The organism is Clostridium sp. CTA-17 (assembly GCF_054767895.1).
Genome location: NZ_BAAABF010000004.1, coordinates 241,616 through 262,518 on the forward strand (window position 1 = coordinate 241,616; position 20,903 = coordinate 262,518).

At 29.6% G+C, this 20,903-nt stretch carries 16 protein-coding genes, 7 tRNA genes and 2 riboswitches; of the genes, 6 read left to right on the top strand and 17 right to left on the bottom strand.

Annotated features, from left to right (window positions below):
- The first annotated feature begins 237 nt into the window (after window positions 1-237).
- Genes tsaE through rimI form a run of 3 tightly spaced genes read left to right on the top strand, consistent with a single transcriptional unit; the run spans window position 238 to window position 1,846 of the window.
- Window positions 238-702 (top strand): tRNA (adenosine(37)-N6)-threonylcarbamoyltransferase complex ATPase subunit type 1 TsaE, encoded by a 465-nt coding sequence (tsaE, locus tag ACYUCG_RS09230; RefSeq protein WP_003457392.1) that lies wholly within the window; start codon window positions 238-240, stop codon window positions 700-702.
- The gene (gene tsaB / locus ACYUCG_RS09235; RefSeq protein ID WP_240298740.1) at window positions 696-1,400 is read left to right on the top strand and encodes a tRNA (adenosine(37)-N6)-threonylcarbamoyltransferase complex dimerization subunit type 1 TsaB; all 705 of its coding nucleotides are present in this window, start codon (window positions 696-698) and stop codon (window positions 1,398-1,400) included. Before tsaE ends, tsaB begins: the two co-directional genes overlap by 7 nt.
- Window positions 1,400-1,846: a ribosomal protein S18-alanine N-acetyltransferase gene (rimI, locus tag ACYUCG_RS09240; RefSeq protein ID WP_139934039.1), complete on the top strand. Its 447-nt coding sequence runs from the start codon at window positions 1,400-1,402 to the stop codon at window positions 1,844-1,846. The genes tsaB and rimI overlap by 1 nt, the downstream gene beginning before the upstream one ends.
- 315 nt (window positions 1,847-2,161) lie before the next feature.
- Here the strand turns inward: rimI and ACYUCG_RS09245 are convergent, their stop codons facing one another.
- Both ACYUCG_RS09245 and tex read right to left on the bottom strand, forming a co-directional pair.
- Window positions 2,162-2,758 carry an ECF transporter S component gene (locus ACYUCG_RS09245; protein ID WP_460268483.1) on the bottom strand — a complete coding sequence of 199 codons (597 nt, stop codon included), beginning with the start codon at window positions 2,756-2,758 and terminating at the stop codon, window positions 2,162-2,164.
- A 126-nt stretch (window positions 2,759-2,884) separates the two neighbouring features.
- A riboswitch (FMN riboswitch) is annotated at window positions 2,885-3,002 on the bottom strand.
- A 102-nt stretch (window positions 3,003-3,104) separates the two neighbouring features.
- Window positions 3,105-5,267: an RNA-binding transcriptional accessory protein Tex gene (gene tex, locus ACYUCG_RS09250; RefSeq protein WP_460268484.1), complete on the bottom strand. Its 2,163-nt coding sequence runs from the start codon at window positions 5,265-5,267 to the stop codon at window positions 3,105-3,107.
- A gap of 111 nt (window positions 5,268-5,378) precedes the next feature.
- On the opposite strand from tex, the gene ACYUCG_RS09255 reads away from it, so the two are divergent.
- Window positions 5,379-6,722 (top strand): M28 family metallopeptidase, encoded by a 1,344-nt coding sequence (locus ACYUCG_RS09255; RefSeq protein ID WP_460268485.1) that lies wholly within the window; start codon window positions 5,379-5,381, stop codon window positions 6,720-6,722.
- 136 nt (window positions 6,723-6,858) lie between these two features.
- Here the strand turns inward: ACYUCG_RS09255 and prfB are convergent.
- From prfB to recD2, 6 genes are all read right to left on the bottom strand, one after another.
- Window positions 6,859-7,954 (bottom strand): peptide chain release factor 2 gene (gene prfB, locus ACYUCG_RS09260; protein ID WP_110083754.1). Its coding sequence is split into 2 segments (ribosomal slippage): window positions 6,859-7,875 and window positions 7,877-7,954, totalling 1,095 coding nucleotides; the frame shifts between segments, so codons are not numbered across the junction.
- 253 nt (window positions 7,955-8,207) lie between these two features.
- A complete protein-coding gene (gene secA / locus ACYUCG_RS09265) occupies window positions 8,208-10,730 on the bottom strand; it encodes a preprotein translocase subunit SecA (protein WP_060794648.1) in 2,523 nt (840 codons plus the stop codon).
- Window positions 10,731-10,966: 236 nt separating this feature from the next.
- Window positions 10,967-11,506 carry a ribosome hibernation-promoting factor, HPF/YfiA family gene (hpf, locus tag ACYUCG_RS09270; RefSeq protein ID WP_003452413.1) on the bottom strand — a complete coding sequence of 180 codons (540 nt, stop codon included), beginning with the start codon at window positions 11,504-11,506 and terminating at the stop codon, window positions 10,967-10,969.
- Between the two features lie 448 nt (window positions 11,507-11,954).
- Complete coding sequence (locus ACYUCG_RS09275) at window positions 11,955-12,614, bottom strand: ComF family protein (protein ID WP_060794647.1); 660 nt, start codon at window positions 12,612-12,614, stop codon at window positions 11,955-11,957.
- Window positions 12,590-13,552, bottom strand: a complete 963-nt coding sequence (locus ACYUCG_RS09280; RefSeq protein WP_460268487.1) for a hypothetical protein — start codon at window positions 13,550-13,552, stop codon at window positions 12,590-12,592. The genes ACYUCG_RS09275 and ACYUCG_RS09280 overlap by 25 nt, the downstream gene beginning before the upstream one ends.
- Before the next feature lie 17 nt (window positions 13,553-13,569).
- On the bottom strand, window positions 13,570-15,804 hold the full coding sequence (gene recD2, locus ACYUCG_RS09285) for an SF1B family DNA helicase RecD2 (RefSeq protein WP_060794645.1): 2,235 nt from the start codon (window positions 15,802-15,804) through the stop codon (window positions 13,570-13,572).
- Window positions 15,805-15,940: 136 nt separating this feature from the next.
- On the opposite strand from recD2, the gene nagA reads away from it, so the two are divergent.
- Complete coding sequence (nagA, locus tag ACYUCG_RS09290) at window positions 15,941-17,077, top strand: N-acetylglucosamine-6-phosphate deacetylase (protein WP_460268488.1); 1,137 nt, start codon at window positions 15,941-15,943, stop codon at window positions 17,075-17,077.
- Between the two features lie 135 nt (window positions 17,078-17,212).
- Here the strand turns inward: nagA and metK are convergent, their stop codons facing one another.
- From metK to ACYUCG_RS09335, 9 genes are all read right to left on the bottom strand, one after another.
- Window positions 17,213-18,388 (bottom strand): methionine adenosyltransferase, encoded by a 1,176-nt coding sequence (metK, locus tag ACYUCG_RS09295; protein WP_003478628.1) that lies wholly within the window; start codon window positions 18,386-18,388, stop codon window positions 17,213-17,215.
- 248 nt (window positions 18,389-18,636) lie between these two features.
- A riboswitch (SAM riboswitch) is annotated at window positions 18,637-18,742 on the bottom strand.
- A gap of 76 nt (window positions 18,743-18,818) precedes the next feature.
- Window positions 18,819-18,904, bottom strand: a tRNA-Tyr gene (locus ACYUCG_RS09300).
- 5 nt (window positions 18,905-18,909) lie between these two features.
- A tRNA-Thr gene (locus ACYUCG_RS09305) sits at window positions 18,910-18,985 on the bottom strand.
- A 24-nt stretch (window positions 18,986-19,009) separates the two neighbouring features.
- A tRNA-Tyr gene (locus tag ACYUCG_RS09310) sits at window positions 19,010-19,095 on the bottom strand.
- Window positions 19,096-19,100: 5 nt separating this feature from the next.
- A tRNA-Thr gene (locus ACYUCG_RS09315) sits at window positions 19,101-19,176 on the bottom strand.
- 21 nt (window positions 19,177-19,197) lie between these two features.
- A tRNA-Val gene (locus ACYUCG_RS09320) sits at window positions 19,198-19,273 on the bottom strand.
- A gap of 4 nt (window positions 19,274-19,277) precedes the next feature.
- Window positions 19,278-19,363, bottom strand: a tRNA-Tyr gene (locus ACYUCG_RS09325).
- A 5-nt stretch (window positions 19,364-19,368) separates the two neighbouring features.
- Window positions 19,369-19,444: transfer RNA gene (locus tag ACYUCG_RS09330), tRNA-Thr, on the bottom strand.
- A 164-nt stretch (window positions 19,445-19,608) separates the two neighbouring features.
- Complete coding sequence (locus ACYUCG_RS09335) at window positions 19,609-20,271, bottom strand: hypothetical protein (protein WP_060796294.1); 663 nt, start codon at window positions 20,269-20,271, stop codon at window positions 19,609-19,611.
- An 87-nt stretch (window positions 20,272-20,358) separates the two neighbouring features.
- Here ACYUCG_RS09335 and yyaC point away from each other — a divergent pair, with 87 nt between their 5' ends.
- Complete coding sequence (yyaC, locus tag ACYUCG_RS09340) at window positions 20,359-20,889, top strand: spore protease YyaC (protein ID WP_060796293.1); 531 nt, start codon at window positions 20,359-20,361, stop codon at window positions 20,887-20,889.
- Window positions 20,890-20,903 lie beyond the last annotated feature (14 nt).

Consider the following 20,903-nt stretch of genomic DNA (forward strand, 5'->3'; position numbering starts at 1 on the left):
CATAGTTATCCAATTATATTAAATTTATCAAAGTATTAATTAAAGATACTTTTCCCCTTTTATTGTTAATATTATAATAATTTTATAGGTATATGTTTTATTAAATATTAGGAGAATTTTTAACTATTTAAGGAACATAATAAAACTTTAAATACCTTATTAAATCTACTCTCTCTTTTCTTTTTCTCTAAATTTGGATAGAATGATTAAAGAGTGTTAATTTGAAAGGAGTTCTTTATGGAATTTATAGTAGATAGTGTAGATAAAACTATGCATATTGGAAGACAACTTGGTTCTCTTGTAAATAAAGGAGATATTCTTTGTTTAACTGGAGACTTAGGAACTGGCAAAACTCATATAAGTAAAGGAATTGCAGAAGGATTAGGAATTGACGAGCATATAACTAGTCCAACTTTTAATATAGTTAATGAATATCATAGCGGAAGATTAACTCTTTATCATTTTGATGTTTATAGAGTTAATGATCCAGATGAAATTGAAGCAATTGGCTTTGATGAATATATATTTGGGGATGGAGTAAGCTTAATTGAATGGGCTAATTATATAGAAGAACTTATTCCTGAAGAGTATATACATATAAAAATAGAAAAATTACCTGATATGGGTGAAAATTTTAGAAAAATAAGTATTAATGGTTATGGTGATAGATATAACTACATAAAGGAGATAGAAGAATGTTAGTATTAGCTATTGATTCATCTTCTAGCACAGCTACTTGCGCACTTGTTAGTGAAAAAGGAGTTCTAGGAGAAATAAACTTAAATGATAAAAAACAACATTCCGTTTTATTAATGGACTTAATAGATGATTTACTTAAGTATAATAATCTAAAGATTAAGGATTTAGACGGATTTGCTATTAGTGAAGGTCCTGGTTCATTTACTGGACTTAGAATTGGTATGGCAACTGTTAAAGGATTAAGTTTTGGAAGTAAAAAACCTTCTGTTTGTGTTTCTTCCCTTGATGCTTTAGCTTATAATATTTCAGGATTTAATGGAATAATCTGTCCTATTATAGATGCTCTTAGAGGAAATGTATATGCTTCTCTATATAAAAAAGAAGGAGATGAGCTAGTATCTCTTAGTGAAAAAGAATGCATTTCTTTAACTGACTTAATTGAAAAAATAAAAGAAAAAAATGAAGATGTTATATTTGTGGGAGATGGAATAAGCAAACACAAAGAAGCTTTAGAAGAAGCTCTTCCTAATTGCTCTTTTGCACCTAGTCATTCATCTTATCCAAGAGCAGCATCAGTTGGAGAATTAGGATTAAGATTATTAGAGTCAGGAGTTTCTCATGATTTAAATACATATGCTCCTATATACTTAAGAAAATCTCAAGCTGAAAGAGAATATGAAGAAAGAATGAGATTAAAATAATGAATTCATATAAAATAGAACTTATGAATTCTTCCCATGTTAAGGACGTTTTTGAAGTAAGTAAACTTAGTCTTGCAGAATCTTGGAATATAGATTCTATAGAAAAAGAACTTTCTAATAAACTAGCAAAATATCTTGTTGCTTTACATGGAGACAAGGTTATTGGCTTTGTTGGAATGTGGATTGTTTTTCATGAGGGAGATATAACTAACGTAGCAGTACATCCTGAATATAGAAAACAAGGAGTTGGAAATCTTTTAATAGATAATCTAATTACTTTATGTAAAGAAAATAATATAAATTCCCTTACATTAGAAGTTAGAGAGTCTAATATTCCTGCTCAATCCCTTTATAAAAAACATGGATTTAAAGAAGAAGGGATAAGAAAAAACTTCTACAATAATCCAAAAGAAAATGCCATAATAATGTGGAGACATGATATTTAGCATATATTTTTTATTAGTATTTATTTTTATATTAGAGCTTTATTAAAATACAATAAAAAAGCTTACAAATATTATGAAGAGAATATCTAGATAAGCTTTAGAGTTTAAATTATTACGCAGAAGATATTACGTTAAAAAACTGAGACTGTTCGAAGCGAAGCAAGTTTCGAAGTTTTAGTAATATCTTCGGAGTAATAATTATAAATTCTTAGCGAAATCTAGTAATTCTCAGAATATATTTGTAAGTTTTATAAAAGTTATTTTAATACATATCCTTTAATAGGGACTATATCATTTTGATATAGTCCCTTTCTATTATCCTAAATTTTCTTTCATTTGTTTTGGTTTATCTAGCATAGGTTCAACCTTAAATATTGATACAGAAACCTTTTTATATAAAGCATATGTTATTCCACAAACCAATATAGATTTTATTCCGTTAAATGGAATTAATCCAACTGTTACATATTGCATTAACTCTGTTTTTGACATAGCCATACCGTATGCTGGAAGCAATAAATAAACATTAGCTAATATTCCTACCACTTCTATACATAAAACTCCTAGTACCATTCCTAAAATAGCAGTTTTCTTAGTTTTATTTTTATTATAAACTAAAGCTGCTGGCCATACTAAAGCCACTCCAACTAAAAAGTTAGCAAGCTCACCTACAAATCCTGTTCCAGTTCCCTTTACTATTAATATTAATAAATTTTTCATAAGTTCTATTATTACCCCTGCTAATGGACCAAAAGCAAAGGCTCCCATAAGTACAGGCACATCGCTTAAATCAATCTTAAGCCATGGGAATATAGGTATTACTGGAAAGTCAATATACATAAGTATTACTGCAATTGCAGATAAAAGTGATAATTTAATGAATCTGTTTGTGTTTAAGGTTTTTGTTTTCATTTTGTCCCCTCCCAAAAGTTACTTCCTCTGGGGCTATTAAGTCTTTAATGATTTTTTTCAAATAAAAAAGCCCTGATACATATACTTATATCAGGGCATATAAATTCAGAATTTAAATCATTAAACACTCATCTTCTTTCATCCAGACTATACTGTCGGCCTCGGAATTTCACCGAATCATGCTAAAAACTAGCTCGCGGGCTTTACCGCCGGTGGGGACTTACACCCCGCCCTGAAGACTTTTTTATTTTATTTGTTATAATTTTAACTCTTTTTTATATAAATTTCAATATATTAAATATTTTTATCTACTAAAATTTTCACTTATTTTAATTAATTTTCTAACTTAACCTTCTTTTTTCATTGATAATGAAATTCTCTTTCTTTTTAAATCAACATCTAATATTCTAACTTCTACTACATCTCCAACCTTAACTATATCAAGTGGATGTTTAACAAATCTATCTGCCATTTGGCTCTTATGAACTAATCCATCTTGGTGAACTCCAATATCTACAAAAGCACCAAAATCAGATACATTTCTAACTGTCCCCATTAAAATCATACCTGGTTTTAAATCTTTCATTTCTATTACGCCAGACTTAAATATTGGTTTAGGTAATTCCTCTCTTGGATCTCTTCCAGGCTTTTTAATTTCCTTTATAATATCATTAAGTGTTGGTTCTCCAACTTCTAATTCTTTTGCTAAGTTAGAAATTCCTTTTGCTTTTACTCTCTCATCTATATCTACTAATTTGCTATTTTTTAAATCTTCTTCTGTATATCCTAAAGTTTTTATAAGTTCCTTAGCTACCCCATATGACTCTGGATGAACTGAAGTATTATCTAAAGCTTCTTTGCTTTCCATAACTCTTAAGAATCCTGCACATTGTTCATAAGCTTTTTGTCCTAATCTTTTAACTTTTAAAAGCTCTTTTCTACTTTTAAACTTACCATTTTCTTCTCTATAATCAACAATATTTTTAGCTATTGAAGCATTTATACCTGAAATATAACTTAATAGTGATGGAGTTGCTATATTTAAATCTACTCCTACATTATTAACACAATCCTCAACTATCCCTGCTAAGGATTCATCAAGTTTTTTCTGAGTTACATCATGTTGATATTGTCCTACTCCTATAGCCTTAGGATCTATTTTAACAAGCTCAGCTAATGGATCTTGAAGTCTTCTTCCTATAGAAATTGCTCCTCTTACAGTTACATCTAAGTCTGGATATTCCTTATTTGCAAGTTCTGATGCTGAATAAACAGAAGCTCCTGCCTCAGAAACTATAACATAGAATAACTCTTTTCCTGTTTCATCTTTTATTTCCTTAAGCATCTTTGCAATTACTTCTTCTGATTCTCTTGAAGCTGTTCCATTTCCTAAAGAAATAACTTGAACTCCATGTTTTTTAATAAGTTTTTTAAGTGTACTTATTGTTTCATCAATTCTATTTTGAGGAGCTGTTGGATAAACAGTTGTATTCTCAACAAATTTTCCTGTTTCATCTAAGATTGCAACCTTACATCCAGTTCTAAAGCCAGGGTCAAAGCCCATTACAACTTTCCCCTTAATAGGTGCTTGCATTAAGAGAGCTTTTAAATTAGCCTTAAATATATCAATAGCGCCCTCTTCCCCCTTAGAGGTTAATTCACTTCTTATTTCCCTTTCTATTGAAGGATATATAAGTCTTTTAAAGGAATCCTTTATGCTTTCTTCTAAATACTTATCAGTAATTTTATTTCCCTTTAAAACTTTTTTATTTAAATAATCTATAATTTTATCATCATTACAAGTTACTTTAACAGAAAGAATTTTTTCTTTTTCTCCTCTATTTATAGCTAATATTCTATGAGATGGAATTGTTCTAACAGGTTCCTTATAATCATAATACATTTCATAAGGTGTTTGTTCTTCACTGCTTCCTTTTACCTGAATTATGCCATCCTTTTGAACAAAATTTCTAATCCATTTTCTATAATCAGCATTATCAGATATTATTTCACTTATAATATCCATAGCCCCTTGAAGAGCTTCCTCTTCATTTTTAACGCCTTTTTCTTCATTAATATATTTATTAGCCTCTTCTACTATATCACCATTAAACTCTCCTGATAAAATAAGCTCAGCTAGTGGCTTTAATCCCTTTTCAACAGCCATAGTAGCTCTTGTTCTCTTTTTAGCTTTAAAAGGTCTATATATATCTTCAACCTCAGTAAGAGTAGTAGCTTTCTCAATTTTTAGTTTTAATTCTGGAGTTAATTTTTCTTGCTCCTCTATTATTCTTAAAACATCTTCTTTTCTACTTTCTAAATTTCTTAGATATGTTAATCTCTCATTAAATTTTCTTAGAACCTCATCTGTTAATCCACCAGTTCTTTCTTTTCTATATCTAGCTATGAAAGGTACTGTATTTCCTTCATCTAACATCTCTATAACACTTGTTACCTGTTTTAATGAAATACCAAGTTCCTTTGATAAAATATGATTTATATTGTCCATAATGTCCTCCTATGTTTTATCTATTAATTTAATATTAATAGTAATTTTTTGAATAAACATAATTTAAATCTCATACTTTTAATTATAACCTAATTATTTATGGAGGATAATATGAAAAAATTATATATAGCCACAATAAATATACTTCTTTGTACATTTATTTTGCTTATACAACTCTCTCTAGTTTATAAAAATAGGCTTGATCCCTTTGAAAGAGAAGGTGTTTTAAAGAATATAGAATACTTAACCTCTGATGAATTAGAAGGAAGACTTTGCGGAAATAAAGGTAATTACTTAGCTCAAGAATTCATTGAAAATTCTTTTATTAAATCAAACATAAAAAAACTTAATTCTAGTTATCTTCAAGATTTCAATGTAAAAGCCCCTATTTTAGTTGAAGGAGAGCCTTATTTAAAAGTTTACGATAAAAATAATAAGTTAGTATCTTCATATAAATATGGAGTAGATTTTAAAGAAGCCTTTATAAACTTTAGGGTAAATCATATAACTTTTGATAATACAAATGAATTTAAAGTTCTTCCTACAATAATGAAAGGAACTTCTTCATCTAATAACAGTGTTGTATTTCTCTCATCTCCAGTAGATTCTTTTAATTTTAGAAGCTCTTTTATTGAGGATACACCTTGTGACTTATATGTGGTAGTAGCTCCAAATCTTATAAAAGAACTAGAGACATATTTAAATAAAGGTTACAAAATAGACTGTTTTATCCCTTATGAGGTTAAAGAGAAAGTTGTTAACAATGTTACTGGAATTATAAAAGGTAAAAATCCATTTTTACCTCCTTTAGTCTTAACAGCTCATTTTGATCATATGGGAAAAGGACTTTCTGGTGAAATTTATAGAGGTGCTTTAGATAATGCTTCTGGTGCTTCATTTTTATTAGAATTAAGTTCTTTCCTAGCTTCTCTTCCTCAACCATCAAGGGATATAATAATAGTCTCTCTAAATGCTGAAGAATTTGGATTACTAGGTTCTAAAAATTTTGCTAAAGAAAATAAAGAATTATTAAAAGATGCTACAGTTATTAACTTTGATATGATTGGAAGTGATAAAGATATCCCACTTACATTTATGGCAGGAGAAGATACTTGTTTCCACAGTGATTTACTAGATAGGCTTTGTGAAATTTGTAATGAAAAGAACATAACTAATATTATAGAAAATAAAGATTCCTCTGACCACGCAAGCTTTGTTAAAGAAGGTTTTGATGCAATAACAATAAATGATGGTGATGTAACAAGAATTCACACACCAGAAGATAAAATTGAATATATAAGTCCTACAGCCATAGATAGAAGCTTCTCTGTGGTGTGGAGCGAGATATTTGATTCAGCTTACTCATCCTCTGGATTATTCTTATTAGACTCAAAAGTTCTTATATTGCTAATATTATCAGCTTTAATTTGTTTAATATTAAAGTTAAGGAGTTAAATTATATAATTAAAAAATATAAAATTAAAAAGTCATTATACAAAAATAACTTATAAATAGTATGAAGAGAATATGTGAATAAAAATATTCATTAATTCTCATAATCTATTTATAAGTTTTTTATATAGTCACCTTTTTATGAATTTAAATAGGCAATTATAAAATTATCTATATCTCCATCCATTACTCCGTTAACATTAGATGTCTCAACATTAGTTCTATGATCCTTAACCATTGAATATGGATGGAAAACATAACTTCTTATCTGACTTCCCCATCCCATATCTTTTAATTCACCTGTTAAATCTTCTATTTTTTCCTTATGAGCTCTTTCTTTAAGTTCTATAAGTTTAGACTTTAACATTCCCATGGCAGTATCTCTATTAGAAAACTGACTTCTCTCATTTTGGCATTGAACTACTATTCCAGTTGGAATATGAGTAATTCTTACTGCTGACTCAGTTTTATTTACATGCTGACCACCAGCACCACCTGCTCTATAAGTGTCTATTCTTAAATCCACTGGATTTATTTCTATATCTTGATCTGATGTTAACTCTGGTAAAACTTCTACTGAAGCAAAGGAAGTTTGTCTTTTACCATTAGCATTAAAAGGTGATATTCTAACTAATCTGTGAATACCCTTTTCAGCCTTTAAATATCCATAAGCAAACTCACCTTTAACTTTTAACGTAACACTTTTAACTCCTGCTTCATCTCCAGGTAAATAATCAATAGTTTCTAAAGAATATCCCTTCTTTTCACACCATCTTGTGTACATTCTAAGAAGCATTTCTGTCCAATCATTAGCATCGCTTCCACCAACACCTGTATGGAGTGTTAATATGGCATCATTTCTATCATATTCACCAGAAAGAATTGTCTCTATTTTTAATGTATCTATCTCTTTACTTAAAGCCTTAACTTCGCTTATTATTTCCTGTGCTGTTTCTTCATCATTTTCTTCCATAAGCTCTTTTAATACTTCTACATCATCTATTCTTTCATTTAAATTTTTAAACTTATCAATTTTATCTTTTACTCTTTTTGCTTCTTGGGTTACTTCTTGGGCCTTTTGGACATCATCCCAAAATCCCGCCTCTTGCATCTTAAGCTCTAATTCTGCACTCTTCTTCTCTAAAGATGCTAAGTCAAAGTGAAGCCCCCATTTCCTTTAAATTATTTTTTAGTTCATGTAACTTTGATAATTGATTTTCAAGTTCCATAATCATAAAAACTTCACCCCTAGCTTTAATTATTTTGATATTATAAAGTATATCATTTTATAGCTATTTAAAACAATAAAATCATATTTAGTAAAAATCTAAATATAATCTTAAAGTTCATAAAAATATTTTTTTAAAAATTGAATATCAGTAGAAGTTCAAGTCATTCCAATATTATGTGTACAATTCATAGCATTTTATCTATTAATAAAATTATGCAAAAAAGCCTCTGCAAATAATGCAAAGGCTTTTAATTATATTAAACTACTTCTCTTCCACAACATGATTTATATTTTTTTCCACTTCCACATGGACATAAATCATTTCTACCTACTTTAGGCTCTTTTTTAACTGGTTTTTTCTTTACTTCTTGAGAGTCTCCACCATGACTTGCTCCTGTTTCTTGAGCAACTCTCTCTCTTTGTGGTTTTTCAGCTTCAACTTTTACATGGAATAAGTATCTTACTGTGTCTATTTTAATGTTATTTATCATTTCATCAAACATAGCACTACCTTCCATTTGGTAAGCTTGAGTTGGATCTTGTTGTTTGTAAGCTCTTAATCCAATACCTTGTTTTAAATGATCCATATCATCTATGTGATCCATCCACTTAGTATCAACAACTCTTAAGATTATAACTCTTTCAATTTCTCTCATTTGTTCTGAGCCAACGAACTCTTCTTTTTCCTTATAGATTTCTCTAGCACATTCAATGAATTTTCTAGTAATTTCTTCATTTGAAGAAGTTTTTAATTCTTCTACAGTGAATTTACCATGTGGTAACATTATATCTTCTAAGTATTTTATTAAATCTCCAAGTTCTTTTTCAAAATCATCTTCATTAATGTTTCCTAAGTGAGCTTGAACAGCACCAGTTATAACATCTTCAATCATAGCTTGAACGCTGTCTTCTAAGTTTTCACCCTCTAAAACTTGTGATCTTTGCTTATAGATAACTTCTCTTTGTTTATTCATAACATCATCGTATCCTAATAATGTTTTTCTTATATCAAAGTTGTTACCTTCTACTTTCTTTTGAGCATTTTCTATTGATTTAGTAACCATTTTACTTTCAATAGCCTCTGTTTCTTCTAGTCCTAATCTATCAACAACGGCTTGAAGTTTTTCTGATCCAAATATTCTCATTAAATCATCTTCTAAAGAGATATAGAATCTTGAATGACCTTTATCTCCTTGACGACCAGAACGTCCTCTAAGCTGGTTATCTATTCTTCTTGATTCATGTCTTTCAGTACCTATGATTTTTAAACCACCAACTTCTAAAACACCTTCTCCAAGTTTAATATCAGTACCTCTACCAGCCATGTTAGTTGCAATTGTTATGTTACCTAACTCACCTGCATGAGATACAATTTCAGCTTCTTGCTCATGATATCTAGCATTTAAAACCTTATGTGGAATTCCTTTTCTCTTTAATAAAGATGAAAGATATTCTGATTTTTCTATACTAGTTGTACCAACTAATACTGGTTGACCTGTCTTATGAGTTTCTATTATTTCTTCTACTATGGCATCATATTTTCCTTTAGCAGTTTTAAATACTAAATCTGAGTGGTCTTCTCTTTGAACTGGTCTATGAGTTGGAATAACCACAACGTCTAATCCATATATTTCTCTAAACTCAGTTTCCTCAGTAAGAGCAGTACCTGTCATCCCTGCTAATTTAGTGTACATTCTGAAATAGTTTTGGAATGTTATAGTTGCTAAAGTCTTAGATTCTCTTTGAACTTTAACACCTTCCTTAGCTTCAATAGCTTGGTGAAGACCATCTGAATATCTTCTACCTTCCATAAGTCTTCCTGTAAATTCATCGACTATAGCTATTTCATCATCTTTAACCATGTAATCTTTATCTCTCTTCATTACATAGTTAGCTTTTAAGGCTTGAGTAATATGGTGTTGTAACTCCATGTTATTAGCATCTGCGTAGTTTTCTATTCCAAAAGCTTTTTCTGCCTCTGCAACCCCTTTATCAGTAAGCATTGCAGCATGTGCTTTTTCATCTATTGTATAATCTTCTTCTTCTCTTAATTTCTTAACAAAGAAATCAGCTATCTTATAAAGATCTGTTGATTTACTTCCAGCTCCTGAAATTATAAGAGGAGTTCTTGCTTCATCTATAAGAATTGAGTCAACCTCATCCACTATACAATAGTGTAATGGTCTTTGAACTCTTTCTTCTTTGTAAATAACCATGTTATCTCTTAAATAATCGAATCCAAACTCATTATTTGTTCCATAAGTTATATCTGCATTATATGCTTCTCTTCTTTGATCATTAGTTAATCCATGAACTATAACCCCAGTAGTTAGTCCTAAGAATTCATATAATTGCCCCATCCACTCTTTATCTCTTGTTGCAAGATAATCATTCACTGTAATTACATGAACACCTTTGCCAGCTATAGCATTTAAATAAACAGGTAAAGTAGCAACTAATGTTTTACCTTCACCAGTTTTCATTTCTGCTATTCTTCCTTGGTGTAATACTGTACCACCAATTAATTGCTCTCTATAGTGTTTCATTCCTAAAACTCTTGTTGATGCTTCTCTACAAACAGCAAAAGCTTCTGGAAGCATATCATCTAAGCTTTCTCCTTTAGCATATCTATCCTTAAATTCAAATGTTTTTTGCTTTAATTCTTCATCAGATAGTTTTTCCATTTCAGGCCCAAGCGAATCTATTTTGTCTACAATAGGTGTTATTCTTTTAACTTCTCTATCGCTATAACTTCCAAATATTTTATCAAATAATCCCATTATACTATCCCTCAATTCTACTTTCTTATATGCTTAATATTCTAATAATTATCTCATTATAACACATATATACATTATTCTAAATTTTCAAAAAAAATTATTTAAAATAATTCTCATTAGATTATACCATTTATAATAACCTATTTTCAATAAATGTAATAATTTAGATAAAACTTTTACATAAAAATAAAAAGATGTAGGTAAAAAACCTACATCTTTTTTTTATATTTATTCTATTATTCTTCGCCTAATCCTGGTTCAATTAAACCATAATTACCATCTTTTCTTTTATAAACTACATTTAGTTGATTTGTCTCTGGATCTTGGAATACAAAGAAGTCATGTCCTATAAGCTCCATTTGTAAAACTGCTTCTTCAGCTCCCATTGGCTTAACATCAAATCTTTTAGTTTTTACTATTTTTGCTTCTTTTTCTTCTTTCATATCCTCTATTGGATCTATATGAGCAAATCTTAATGAATCATATCTATTTTTCTTTGATAATCTAGTTTTTTGTTTTCTTATTTGTCTTTCGATTTTTTCTTCAACTAAATCTATTGACTTATACATATCGTCTGTAGATTCTTCACCTCTTAATAATATTCCATTAAAAGGAATCATAACTTCTATGATTTGTTTATTTTTCTCTACGCTTAAAGTGGCCTTTGCTTCAACTCCTGGTTCAAAATACTTGCTTAACTTGGATATTTTCTTTTCTACGCAATCCTTTAAAGCATTTGTTAACTCTATATTCTTAGCATGTACTGTTACTTTCATATCGTCAGCCCCTTTCAAAAAACAAGTAACCTTAATAATGTAAAGGTTTAAATTTTATACTATAATTGTACTCTGTTAAAGCATTTTATACAAGCTTTAATTATTTTAATTAACTTAATTTTTTATAATATAGATCATAATTGTCTAATTAAATCTTCTCTTTACTTAATTTATTTATAACAAATGTAACTTGACAAAAATAAAAAAGGACCATGAAAATCATAGTCCCTTTTTATAGCTAGTTGACCTGGTCTTTGACCCCACACTCGCCTACTGGAGCTTTCGCTACCCGGAGTTAACCTCTCACTACTAACCCTCTCAGCCTTTATTGGCTGGTAGGTCTTACTTCTAAGCCGCACCATGCTCATTAAAACTTTGTTTAACTTACGTGGATCGTTTCGCCTGCGACTGGCATCGACTTTCAACCACAAACCTAGCTACATTACTATTATATATTACTTTTAGCAATAGTCAATAAAAAAATTTTAATATTTTTAATTTTTTTCAATTCTCTTACACAGGCCTTTAATGTTGCACCAGTAGTCATTACATCATCTAAAAGTATAATACTTTTTCCTTCTAAATTCCTATATCTTTTAAGCTTAAAAGCATTTTGCACATTTTTTTCTCTTTCTTCTTTAGATAATAACTTTTGTTCTTTCACTTTACTTTTCTTTTTTAAAGTTTCTATGGATTTAATTCCTAATCGCTTTCCTAATTCTTTTGATAAATATTCACATTGGTTAAATTCTTTCTTTTTAAGAGAATCCTTTGCTACTGGAACATATGTTATAAAATCAACATCTAAATTTGATTCTTTTATTTTTTCTTCTAGTAACATAACTAATATTTCACCAGCATGGAAATCTCCTTTATATTTAAGTCTTAATATTAAATCCTTAACTATAAAAGAATAATAAGAACAGATTAATATTTTACATTCTTCAATAATCGGAGTTTCATTTAACTTTTGTATTTTACCTTTGCATTTATCACAAATTATTTTTTCTCCCTCTGTATTGCATACATAACACTTTTCTTCTGTTGGATAAATAGCTTCTAAAAAACATTGAAATAAATAATCTACCTTATCTCTGACTCTCTCCATAAAGTTTTATTAAAGCCTCTTGCTAACCTCCTAGCAGTTTCTATATTATCTCCCTCTTCATTACTTAATAATATTACTTCTCTTCCAGTGCATTTATCTTTGCATAAAGCTCCACAGGCAAATATTATTTTTTTGTAATCAACAATATCTTTTTCAAAAGAATAAATCACCATATCACATTCTGGAATAGAATCAAAATATTCATGTAATGAATCTGTTATAAAAATAACCCCTTCTTTTTTAAATCTACTTTCATTTACAATCTTTAAGAAGGAATTCTTTTTATCTTCTTTTACTATTTTAACCTTATTTTCTAAATTTAAATCCTCAGTATAATATTCATAAATTTTATTTAAGTTAAATTTATTTGGAACATATACAACCAAGATTCTCTTTTCTCTTATAAACCATTCAATATAATCATATAAGGTATAAGGCATTGAAGTTTCTAAATTAACTCTAGTTGTTATTAGTCTTGGCTCTAAGAAATGTTCTTTCCTTTGATTATTTAATATTTCTATGTGCTTTATATTGTTAAATACCTTATCTACTGAACATATTACTATCTTCTTAGATAGGCGTTTTAAGTACATTAAATCCTCGTTGCATTCAATACTACTCTTATTTGAATATAGGCTTACATCATCATATATTATCAAATTAAAATTCTTTTTTATATTAAAAAGATTATTAAAATTTACAAAATCAAAATTCATAGAATTTAATTGCTCACTTTTACAAACTTTTCTACTCTTACCTACATACAAAACTTTTTCATTATTTATTAAACAATCACTAATTAAACTTTCAATAAAGTTCAACTTTTGATATGGTTCACATATCAAATTTATAAACCTCTCATTGCTTTTTACATACCATTTCTTTAATATATGACTATATCTATTCTCAACCCTTAAATTATTGCCATATAAGCTCACTTTTAAGTCCCCCTAATTTAATCTTGTTCAAAAACCTCATTAGATATTACTTCTTTTATTCTCCAATTTAAAGAAGAATAACGTTCCATACTCCTTGTATTATCAACCATATATTTTAATGCTTTAGGTATTCCAACTACTACAACCATTTCTTTTGCTCTAGTTATTCCTGTATATAATAAATTTCTATTCATAAGTAACGGTGCTCCCATATATGCAGGTATTATTACTACTGGAAATTCACTTCCTTGACTTTTATGTATTGTAATTGCATAAGCTAAATCTAACTCATCTAAATACATAAAATCATAAATAACTCTTCTTTCATCATCAAATATTATAGATAGCTTTTTACCTTCTAAATCTATATTTTCTATAAATCCCATATCTCCATTAAACACACCTGAACCTTCATGCTCACCCTTTCCAGCTATTCTAGTCCATTTTAGAGAGTAGTTATTCTTTATCTGCATAACCTTATCTCCCTCTCTAAATATCATACTTCTAAATTCTTTTTCTTTTTTATATGGAGCCTTTGGATTTAAGACGTTTTGAATTTTTTCATTTAAATTGGTAACTCCTAATACACCCTTTTTCATAGGAACTAAAACCTGTATACTTTTTAACTTATCCCAATTTGAGTTAAACTTAGGCAACCTAGTATTTATTAAATCTATAATAGTATTTAATATTCCCTCTTGAATATCATTTCTTATGAAAAAGAAATCAGTCCCTTTTTCATTTAATTTAGGCATCTCACCTTTATTTATTTTATGTGCATTTACTACAATCATACTCTCTTTTCCTTGTCTAAATATTTCCTTTAGACGTACAACCTTTGTAAATCCACTCTCTATAAAATCATTTAATACATTTCCAGCTCCTACTGATGGAAGCTGATCAACATCTCCCACTATTATAAGCCTAGTACCTACCTTAATTGATTTAAGTAAAGCATTCATTAAAGTTATATCAATCATTGATGCCTCATCTATTATAACCACATCAGCCTCTAAGGAATGTTCCTCTGCATTGGTTACAAAAACACTTTCTTCTTTTTCAAAGACTCCCATGTCAAGCATTCTATGTATTGTGGTAGCTTCTTTTCCTGTAGACTCACTCATTCTTTTAGCCGCTCTTCCAGTAGGTGCTCCCAAAAGAACCTTCAAACCACAAGTTTCAAAAATTTCAATTATACACTTTATTATAGTGGTCTTTCCTGTTCCTGGTCCCCCGGTTATTATCTCTATTCCATTTTGAAAAGCACTTATTATAGCGTCTTTCTGAGATTCTGCAAAAGTTATATTATTTTTCTTTTCAAATTGAAGTATTAGGTGCTCTACATCTACACTTATATCTTGGAAATTGCTTATAGCTAAAGTTAAAATCCTATTAGTTATTCCAAGCTCACAATAATAATTAGGTATTGTGAAAACACCTTCTTTATCATTAACTTTCTCTAACTTTATTTTTCTATCTAAAGCTGCATTTTTAATATTTTCTTCTATTATATCTCCACTTACAGTTAATACATTACTTGCTTCCTTTATAAGTTCATCCTTTGGCATAAAAGTATGTCCATTAGCACAAAATTCATTTATTACGTATCTTATACCACTTTGAATTCTAAAAGGTGAATCTACTTCTATGCCTAAACTCCTAGCAATCTTATCAGAAGTCTTAAATCCTATTCCTGAAATTTCATCACAAAGTATATATGGATTATTTTTAACTGTATCAACTGAACTAGCTCCATATTTTTTATAAATCTTCAAACACTGATTTACACTTAATCCATGTGTTTGCAAAAATATAGTTATATTTTTTAATTCTCTTTGTTCTCTATAAGACTCAATTATGGTTTCTAACTTCTTTTTACCTATTCCCTCTATTTCTTTTAATCTCTCAATATTATTATCTAAAATATTAAGAGTATCTTCTCCAAATTTATTTACAATTTTTTTTGCCGTAACAGGCCCTATCCCCTGTATTATCCCAGAAGATAAATATTTTTCTATTCCATCCTTTGAAGTAGGTAATATCTCTTCACATTCTTCTACTTTAAATTGTTTTCCAAACTGGGAATGGTTAACCCAACTTCCTATAATTTTTAAATTTTGACCTTCTTTCACATGTGGTAAAACTCCCACTGCTGTATGAATAATATTATTTTCTCTAAATTTTATAACTGTATACCCTGTATCTGAGCTTTTAAATACTATACTCTCAACTATTCCATTTAATGCTTCCATATTACCTCCTAAAAGGTTTCTCTTGAATTGTTATTACTATTAATTATATCACAATTATTAAATTTAAATCATAGTGCTTATTTTGTTGACTTACACAAATTAAAATTTTAAGATTATTATGAGGAAGGTGATTCGTATGTTAATAAAAAACTGTAATATAGTATATTTAGATAAGATTGAAAAAGGAAATATACTTATAGAAAACGGAAAGATAAAGGCTATAAATCCTAAAGAAGAATGTAATTGTGAAGTAATTGATGGAGAAGGCTTATTCCTATCTCCAGGATTTATAGATGTTCATATACACGGTGCTGGTGGTCACGATACTATGGATGGTACTTATGAAGCTATAAATGAAATATCAAAGGTTATAGTTAAACATGGTACTACTTCATTTTTACCAACAACAATGACTGTAGCTGCTGAAGACGTATGCAAGTCAATGAAAGCTATTCATAAAGCAAAAACTGAAGGAACAGATGGAGCTAATGTTTTAGGTGCTCACTTAGAAGGACCATTTATAAGCCCAAGTGCAATAGGTGCTCAAAATCCTGATTTCTTAATCCCTCCAACAAAAGAAAACTTCTATAAATTAGTTGGAGAACATGAAGATGATGTTGTTTCAATAACTCTTGCTCCTGAAGTAGAAGGTGCTAAAGAACTTACTAAATTCTTAAGTGAAAAAGGTATAGTTGTTTCAATGGGACATACTAAAGCTACTTATGAAGAAGCTATGGAAGGAATAAAGTGTGGATGCTCTCATGCCACTCATTTATTTAATGCAATGACTCCATTTACTCATAGAGAACCTGGGGTTGTAGGTGCTGTTTTTGATAGTGAAATAACTACTGAAACAATATCAGATGGTATTCACATATCATATCCAAGCTTAAGAGTTGCCTATAAACAAAAGGGAACAGACAAGGTTTTATTAATAACTGATGCTATGATGGCTTGCTGTATGCCTGATGGAATGTATTCATTAGGAGGACAAGAGGTTGAAGTTAAAAATGGAGCGGCAAGATTATTAACTGGTTCTTTAGCAGGATCAATTTTAACTTTAGATGTGGCAGTCAAAAATATATTTAACAACACTAATTATCCACTTAATGAAGTTATAAAAATGGCTACTTATAACGGAGCTAAACACTGTAAGGTTGACGACAAAAAAGGATTAATTAAAGAAGGTTATGATGCTGACTTAATTCTTTTTGATGAAAATATAGATATAAAATATGTAATAGTTAATGGAAAATTAGTTCATAAAGCTTAATATAAAAAAGTACTTTGATTTTTCAAAGTGCTTTTTTATTTTATCTTAATTTAAAAATTACTAGTTCATCTTAAAATAATAAATTTATAGAAAAATAAAAAGCTTAGGATATAAAATCCTAAGCTTTTCTATATATTAAAGATATTTCTTTATTTCTTCAACTTTGTTTAAGTTTTCCCATGGAAGATCTAAATCTGTTCTTCCAAAGTGTCCATAAGCAGCTGTTTGTCTATATATAGGTCTTCTTAAATCTAAATCTCTTATTATAGCTCCTGGTCTTAAATCAAACACTTTGTTTATTATATTAACTATTTCTTCGTCTGATATTTTTCCAGTTCCAAAAGTATCTACTATAATTGATACTGGCTTAGCAACCCCTATAGCATAAGCAACTTGAACTTCTAATTTATCTGCGATTCCTGCAGCAACTAAGTTTTTAGCTACCCATCTAGCAGCGTATGCAGCTGATCTATCAACTTTAGTTGGGTCTTTTCCTGAGAAAGCACCACCACCGTGTCTTCCATATCCACCGTAAGTATCAACTATGATCTTTCTTCCTGTTAATCCAGCATCACCTTGAGGTCCACCGATAACGAATCTTCCTGTTGGATTTATGTAATACTTAGTATTTTCATCTAATAACTCTGCTGGTATAACAGCTTTTATAACATGTTCCATTAAATCAGCTTGTATTTGCTCTTGAGATACTTCTGGACCATGTTGTGTTGAAATTACTATTGCATCTATTCTAACTGGTTTATCATTTTCATATTCAACAGTAACTTGTGTTTTTCCGTCTGGTCTTAAGTAAGGTAAAGTTCCGTTCTTTCTTACTTCTGTTAATCTTCTTGATAATCTGTGAGCCATAGCTATTGGTGCTGGCATAAATTCTTCAGTTTCATTAGTAGCAAAACCAAACATCATTCCTTGGTCTCCAGCTCCAACTGCATCTATATCAATTTTTTCTCCAGCTCTTGATTCTAAAGCTTCATCAACACCCATAGCGATATCTGATGATTGCTCGTCTATTGTAGTCATAACTGAACAAGTTTCACAGTCGAAACCGTATTTAGCTCTATCATATCCTATACTTTTTATAGTTTCTCTAGCTATTTTAGGGATATCAACATAACAATTAGTTGTTATTTCTCCCATTACCATTACTAATCCTGTAGTAACAGCTGTTTCACAAGCAACTCTTGCGTTTGGATCTTTTGCAAATATAGCATCTAAAACTGCATCTGAAATTTGGTCACATATTTTATCTGGATGCCCTTCAGTAACTGATTCTGATGTAAATAATCTTCTCATGGCTAATGCTATCTTACTATCATAATAAGATAGCTAATTCACCCCTTTCATTTTTATTTATTCCAACCCTGTTTATTTAAACAAATAACTTAATTTATCTTCCCACGATTCAAAATAATATCTTTAAAGCTTAATTAACAAACTTTATTTTAATGCGCGCCTTTAAAATATTTTTGTTAATAAAAAAATCTCTTCTCAAACCTTTAAAGATTTAAGAAGAGATTTTAGTTATACACTAAATTTATCTTCTCTCATCTTGTAAAGAATTTCTTTACCGGAATTGGCACCGTAGTGATTTCTCACTGGTTGCCGGGTTTCATAGGGCCTTTTTCCCTCCACCTCTCTGGATAAGAGTATATAAATACTAATTATTCTATTTTATTAAGATATTATTTTAATAAAGAGACACTCAATTAATAGTGTCTCTTTCTGGTGGTGGAAGAAGGATTCGAACCTTCGAAGTCGTCCGACAACAGATTTACAGTCTGCCCCCTTTGGCCACTCGGGAATTCCACCACATATGGAGCTGATGATCGGACTTGAACCGATAACCTGCTGATTACAAGTCAGCTGCTCTGCCAATTGAGCCACACCAGCATATCAATATTTTGTTTTTATAAATGGTGGTGGAAGAAGGATTCGAACCTTCGAAGTCGTCCGACAACAGATTTACAGTCTGCCCCCTTTGGCCACTCGGGAATTCCACCACTTGTGGAGCTGATGATCGGACTTGAACCGATAACCTGCTGATTACAAGTCAGCTGCTCTGCCAATTGAGCCACACCAGCGCATTTATTTATTATGTTTTATGGTGGTCGCAACAGGGATCGAACCTGTGACCCCCTGCTTGTAAGGCAGGTGCTCTCCCAGCTGAGCTATGCGACCTTATTGGTGGTGGAAGAAGGATTCGAACCTTCGAAGTCGTCCGACAACAGATTTACAGTCTGCCCCCTTTGGCCACTCGGGAATTCCACCACTTATGGAGCTGATGATCGGACTTGAACCGATAACCTGCTGATTACAAGTCAGCTGCTCTGCCAATTGAGCCACACCAGCACATTTATTATTTTCCTCTGTCGTTTTGGCTCACCGCCAATCGACAAGACTTAGTATATATTGTTATGCTTTTTATTTCAAACTCAATTTCAGGCGATTTTCAGATATTATGTTAATTTATTTTTAATATTCTCTCAATTTCTTTTGTTTACTTCTTTTTTCATTCATATTTTTTCTTCAATTAACTCAATATTTATGTATGGACTTAATATATCTTTCATTTCTTTATATTCTTTATATTCTAATTTATCCTTAAGTATTTTAAATATATCAATAGCAGCATCTAACTCATCATTTCTCTTAATATGTTCTAATAAAACTCCATAATCAGTTAAAGATAAATTTTTAGCAATAGAAATTAATTTAAACTTATCTGCTTTATTTATTTTCTTAGGAATTGAATACTTATCTACTTTAAATACTTCTTTTCTTTCTTCTGAAGACTTCCCCATTTCTACCTTTTCTTTATACTTTTCATTTTCTTTTATATTTTTTACATTTTCTTTAGTTTTACTTTCTAATTCTTTTTCTTCTTTTAATCGATATTCATCTAAATTATTATTTTTCTTATGATTATTTTCACTTATATTTTCTTCATCTTTATCTTCTCTTAAATCTTCTTTATTGTTTTCTATAGTCTTTTGTTCACTTTTCTCTTCATTAATCTCTAAAATTTCATTCCTCTCATTTTTTGTACTATCTACTTGAAATTTAACTTGCTCATAATTTAAGTTAACAAAATACATCATTGCTCCCATTGTTACTGTAGTAAAAAATAGTACTAAAAAACTTAAAAACCCTTTATTCATAAACATATTCACCTCCATTTTAATAATTACCACCTAAAATCTTTTTTATACTTCTATTTAATATTTCTAATTCCTCCTTCATATAATTAATGAGGGGGTGAAGCCTTGAATAGAATAAAAACTTACTATGAAAATTATTTAGCATATTACGAAATTTCAGATTTTTTAAAAAATCATATAGATGAAAAAACAATTATAGTATGTATAGGAACTGATAAATGTATAGGTGATTGCTTAGGACCACTGGTTGGTACCCTATTAAAAGAAAAATTCTTTCCTTTAAATGTATTTGGTACACTTGACTCTCCTATTCATGCTCTTAATCTTGATAAAAAAATAACTGAAATATTAAAAAGCTATCCTGATTATAAAATAATAGCTATAGATGCTTGCTTAGGAGATCCTAAATCTATTGGTGAAATTCATATCAGAAATGAGCCTATTCATCCTGGAAAAGGAGTTGGTAAAACCTTAAGAAGTGTTGGAGATATATCTATAATAGCTATAGTTGATTCCTCAGAAAATATAGATTTATTTACAAGTAGACCTATTAGATTAAGCTTTATATTAGATATGTCTAAGGTTATTGTAGATTCTTTAATTCACGCCTATTATTTAAAAAACAAAAAAAATTAACCATATATCTCTTA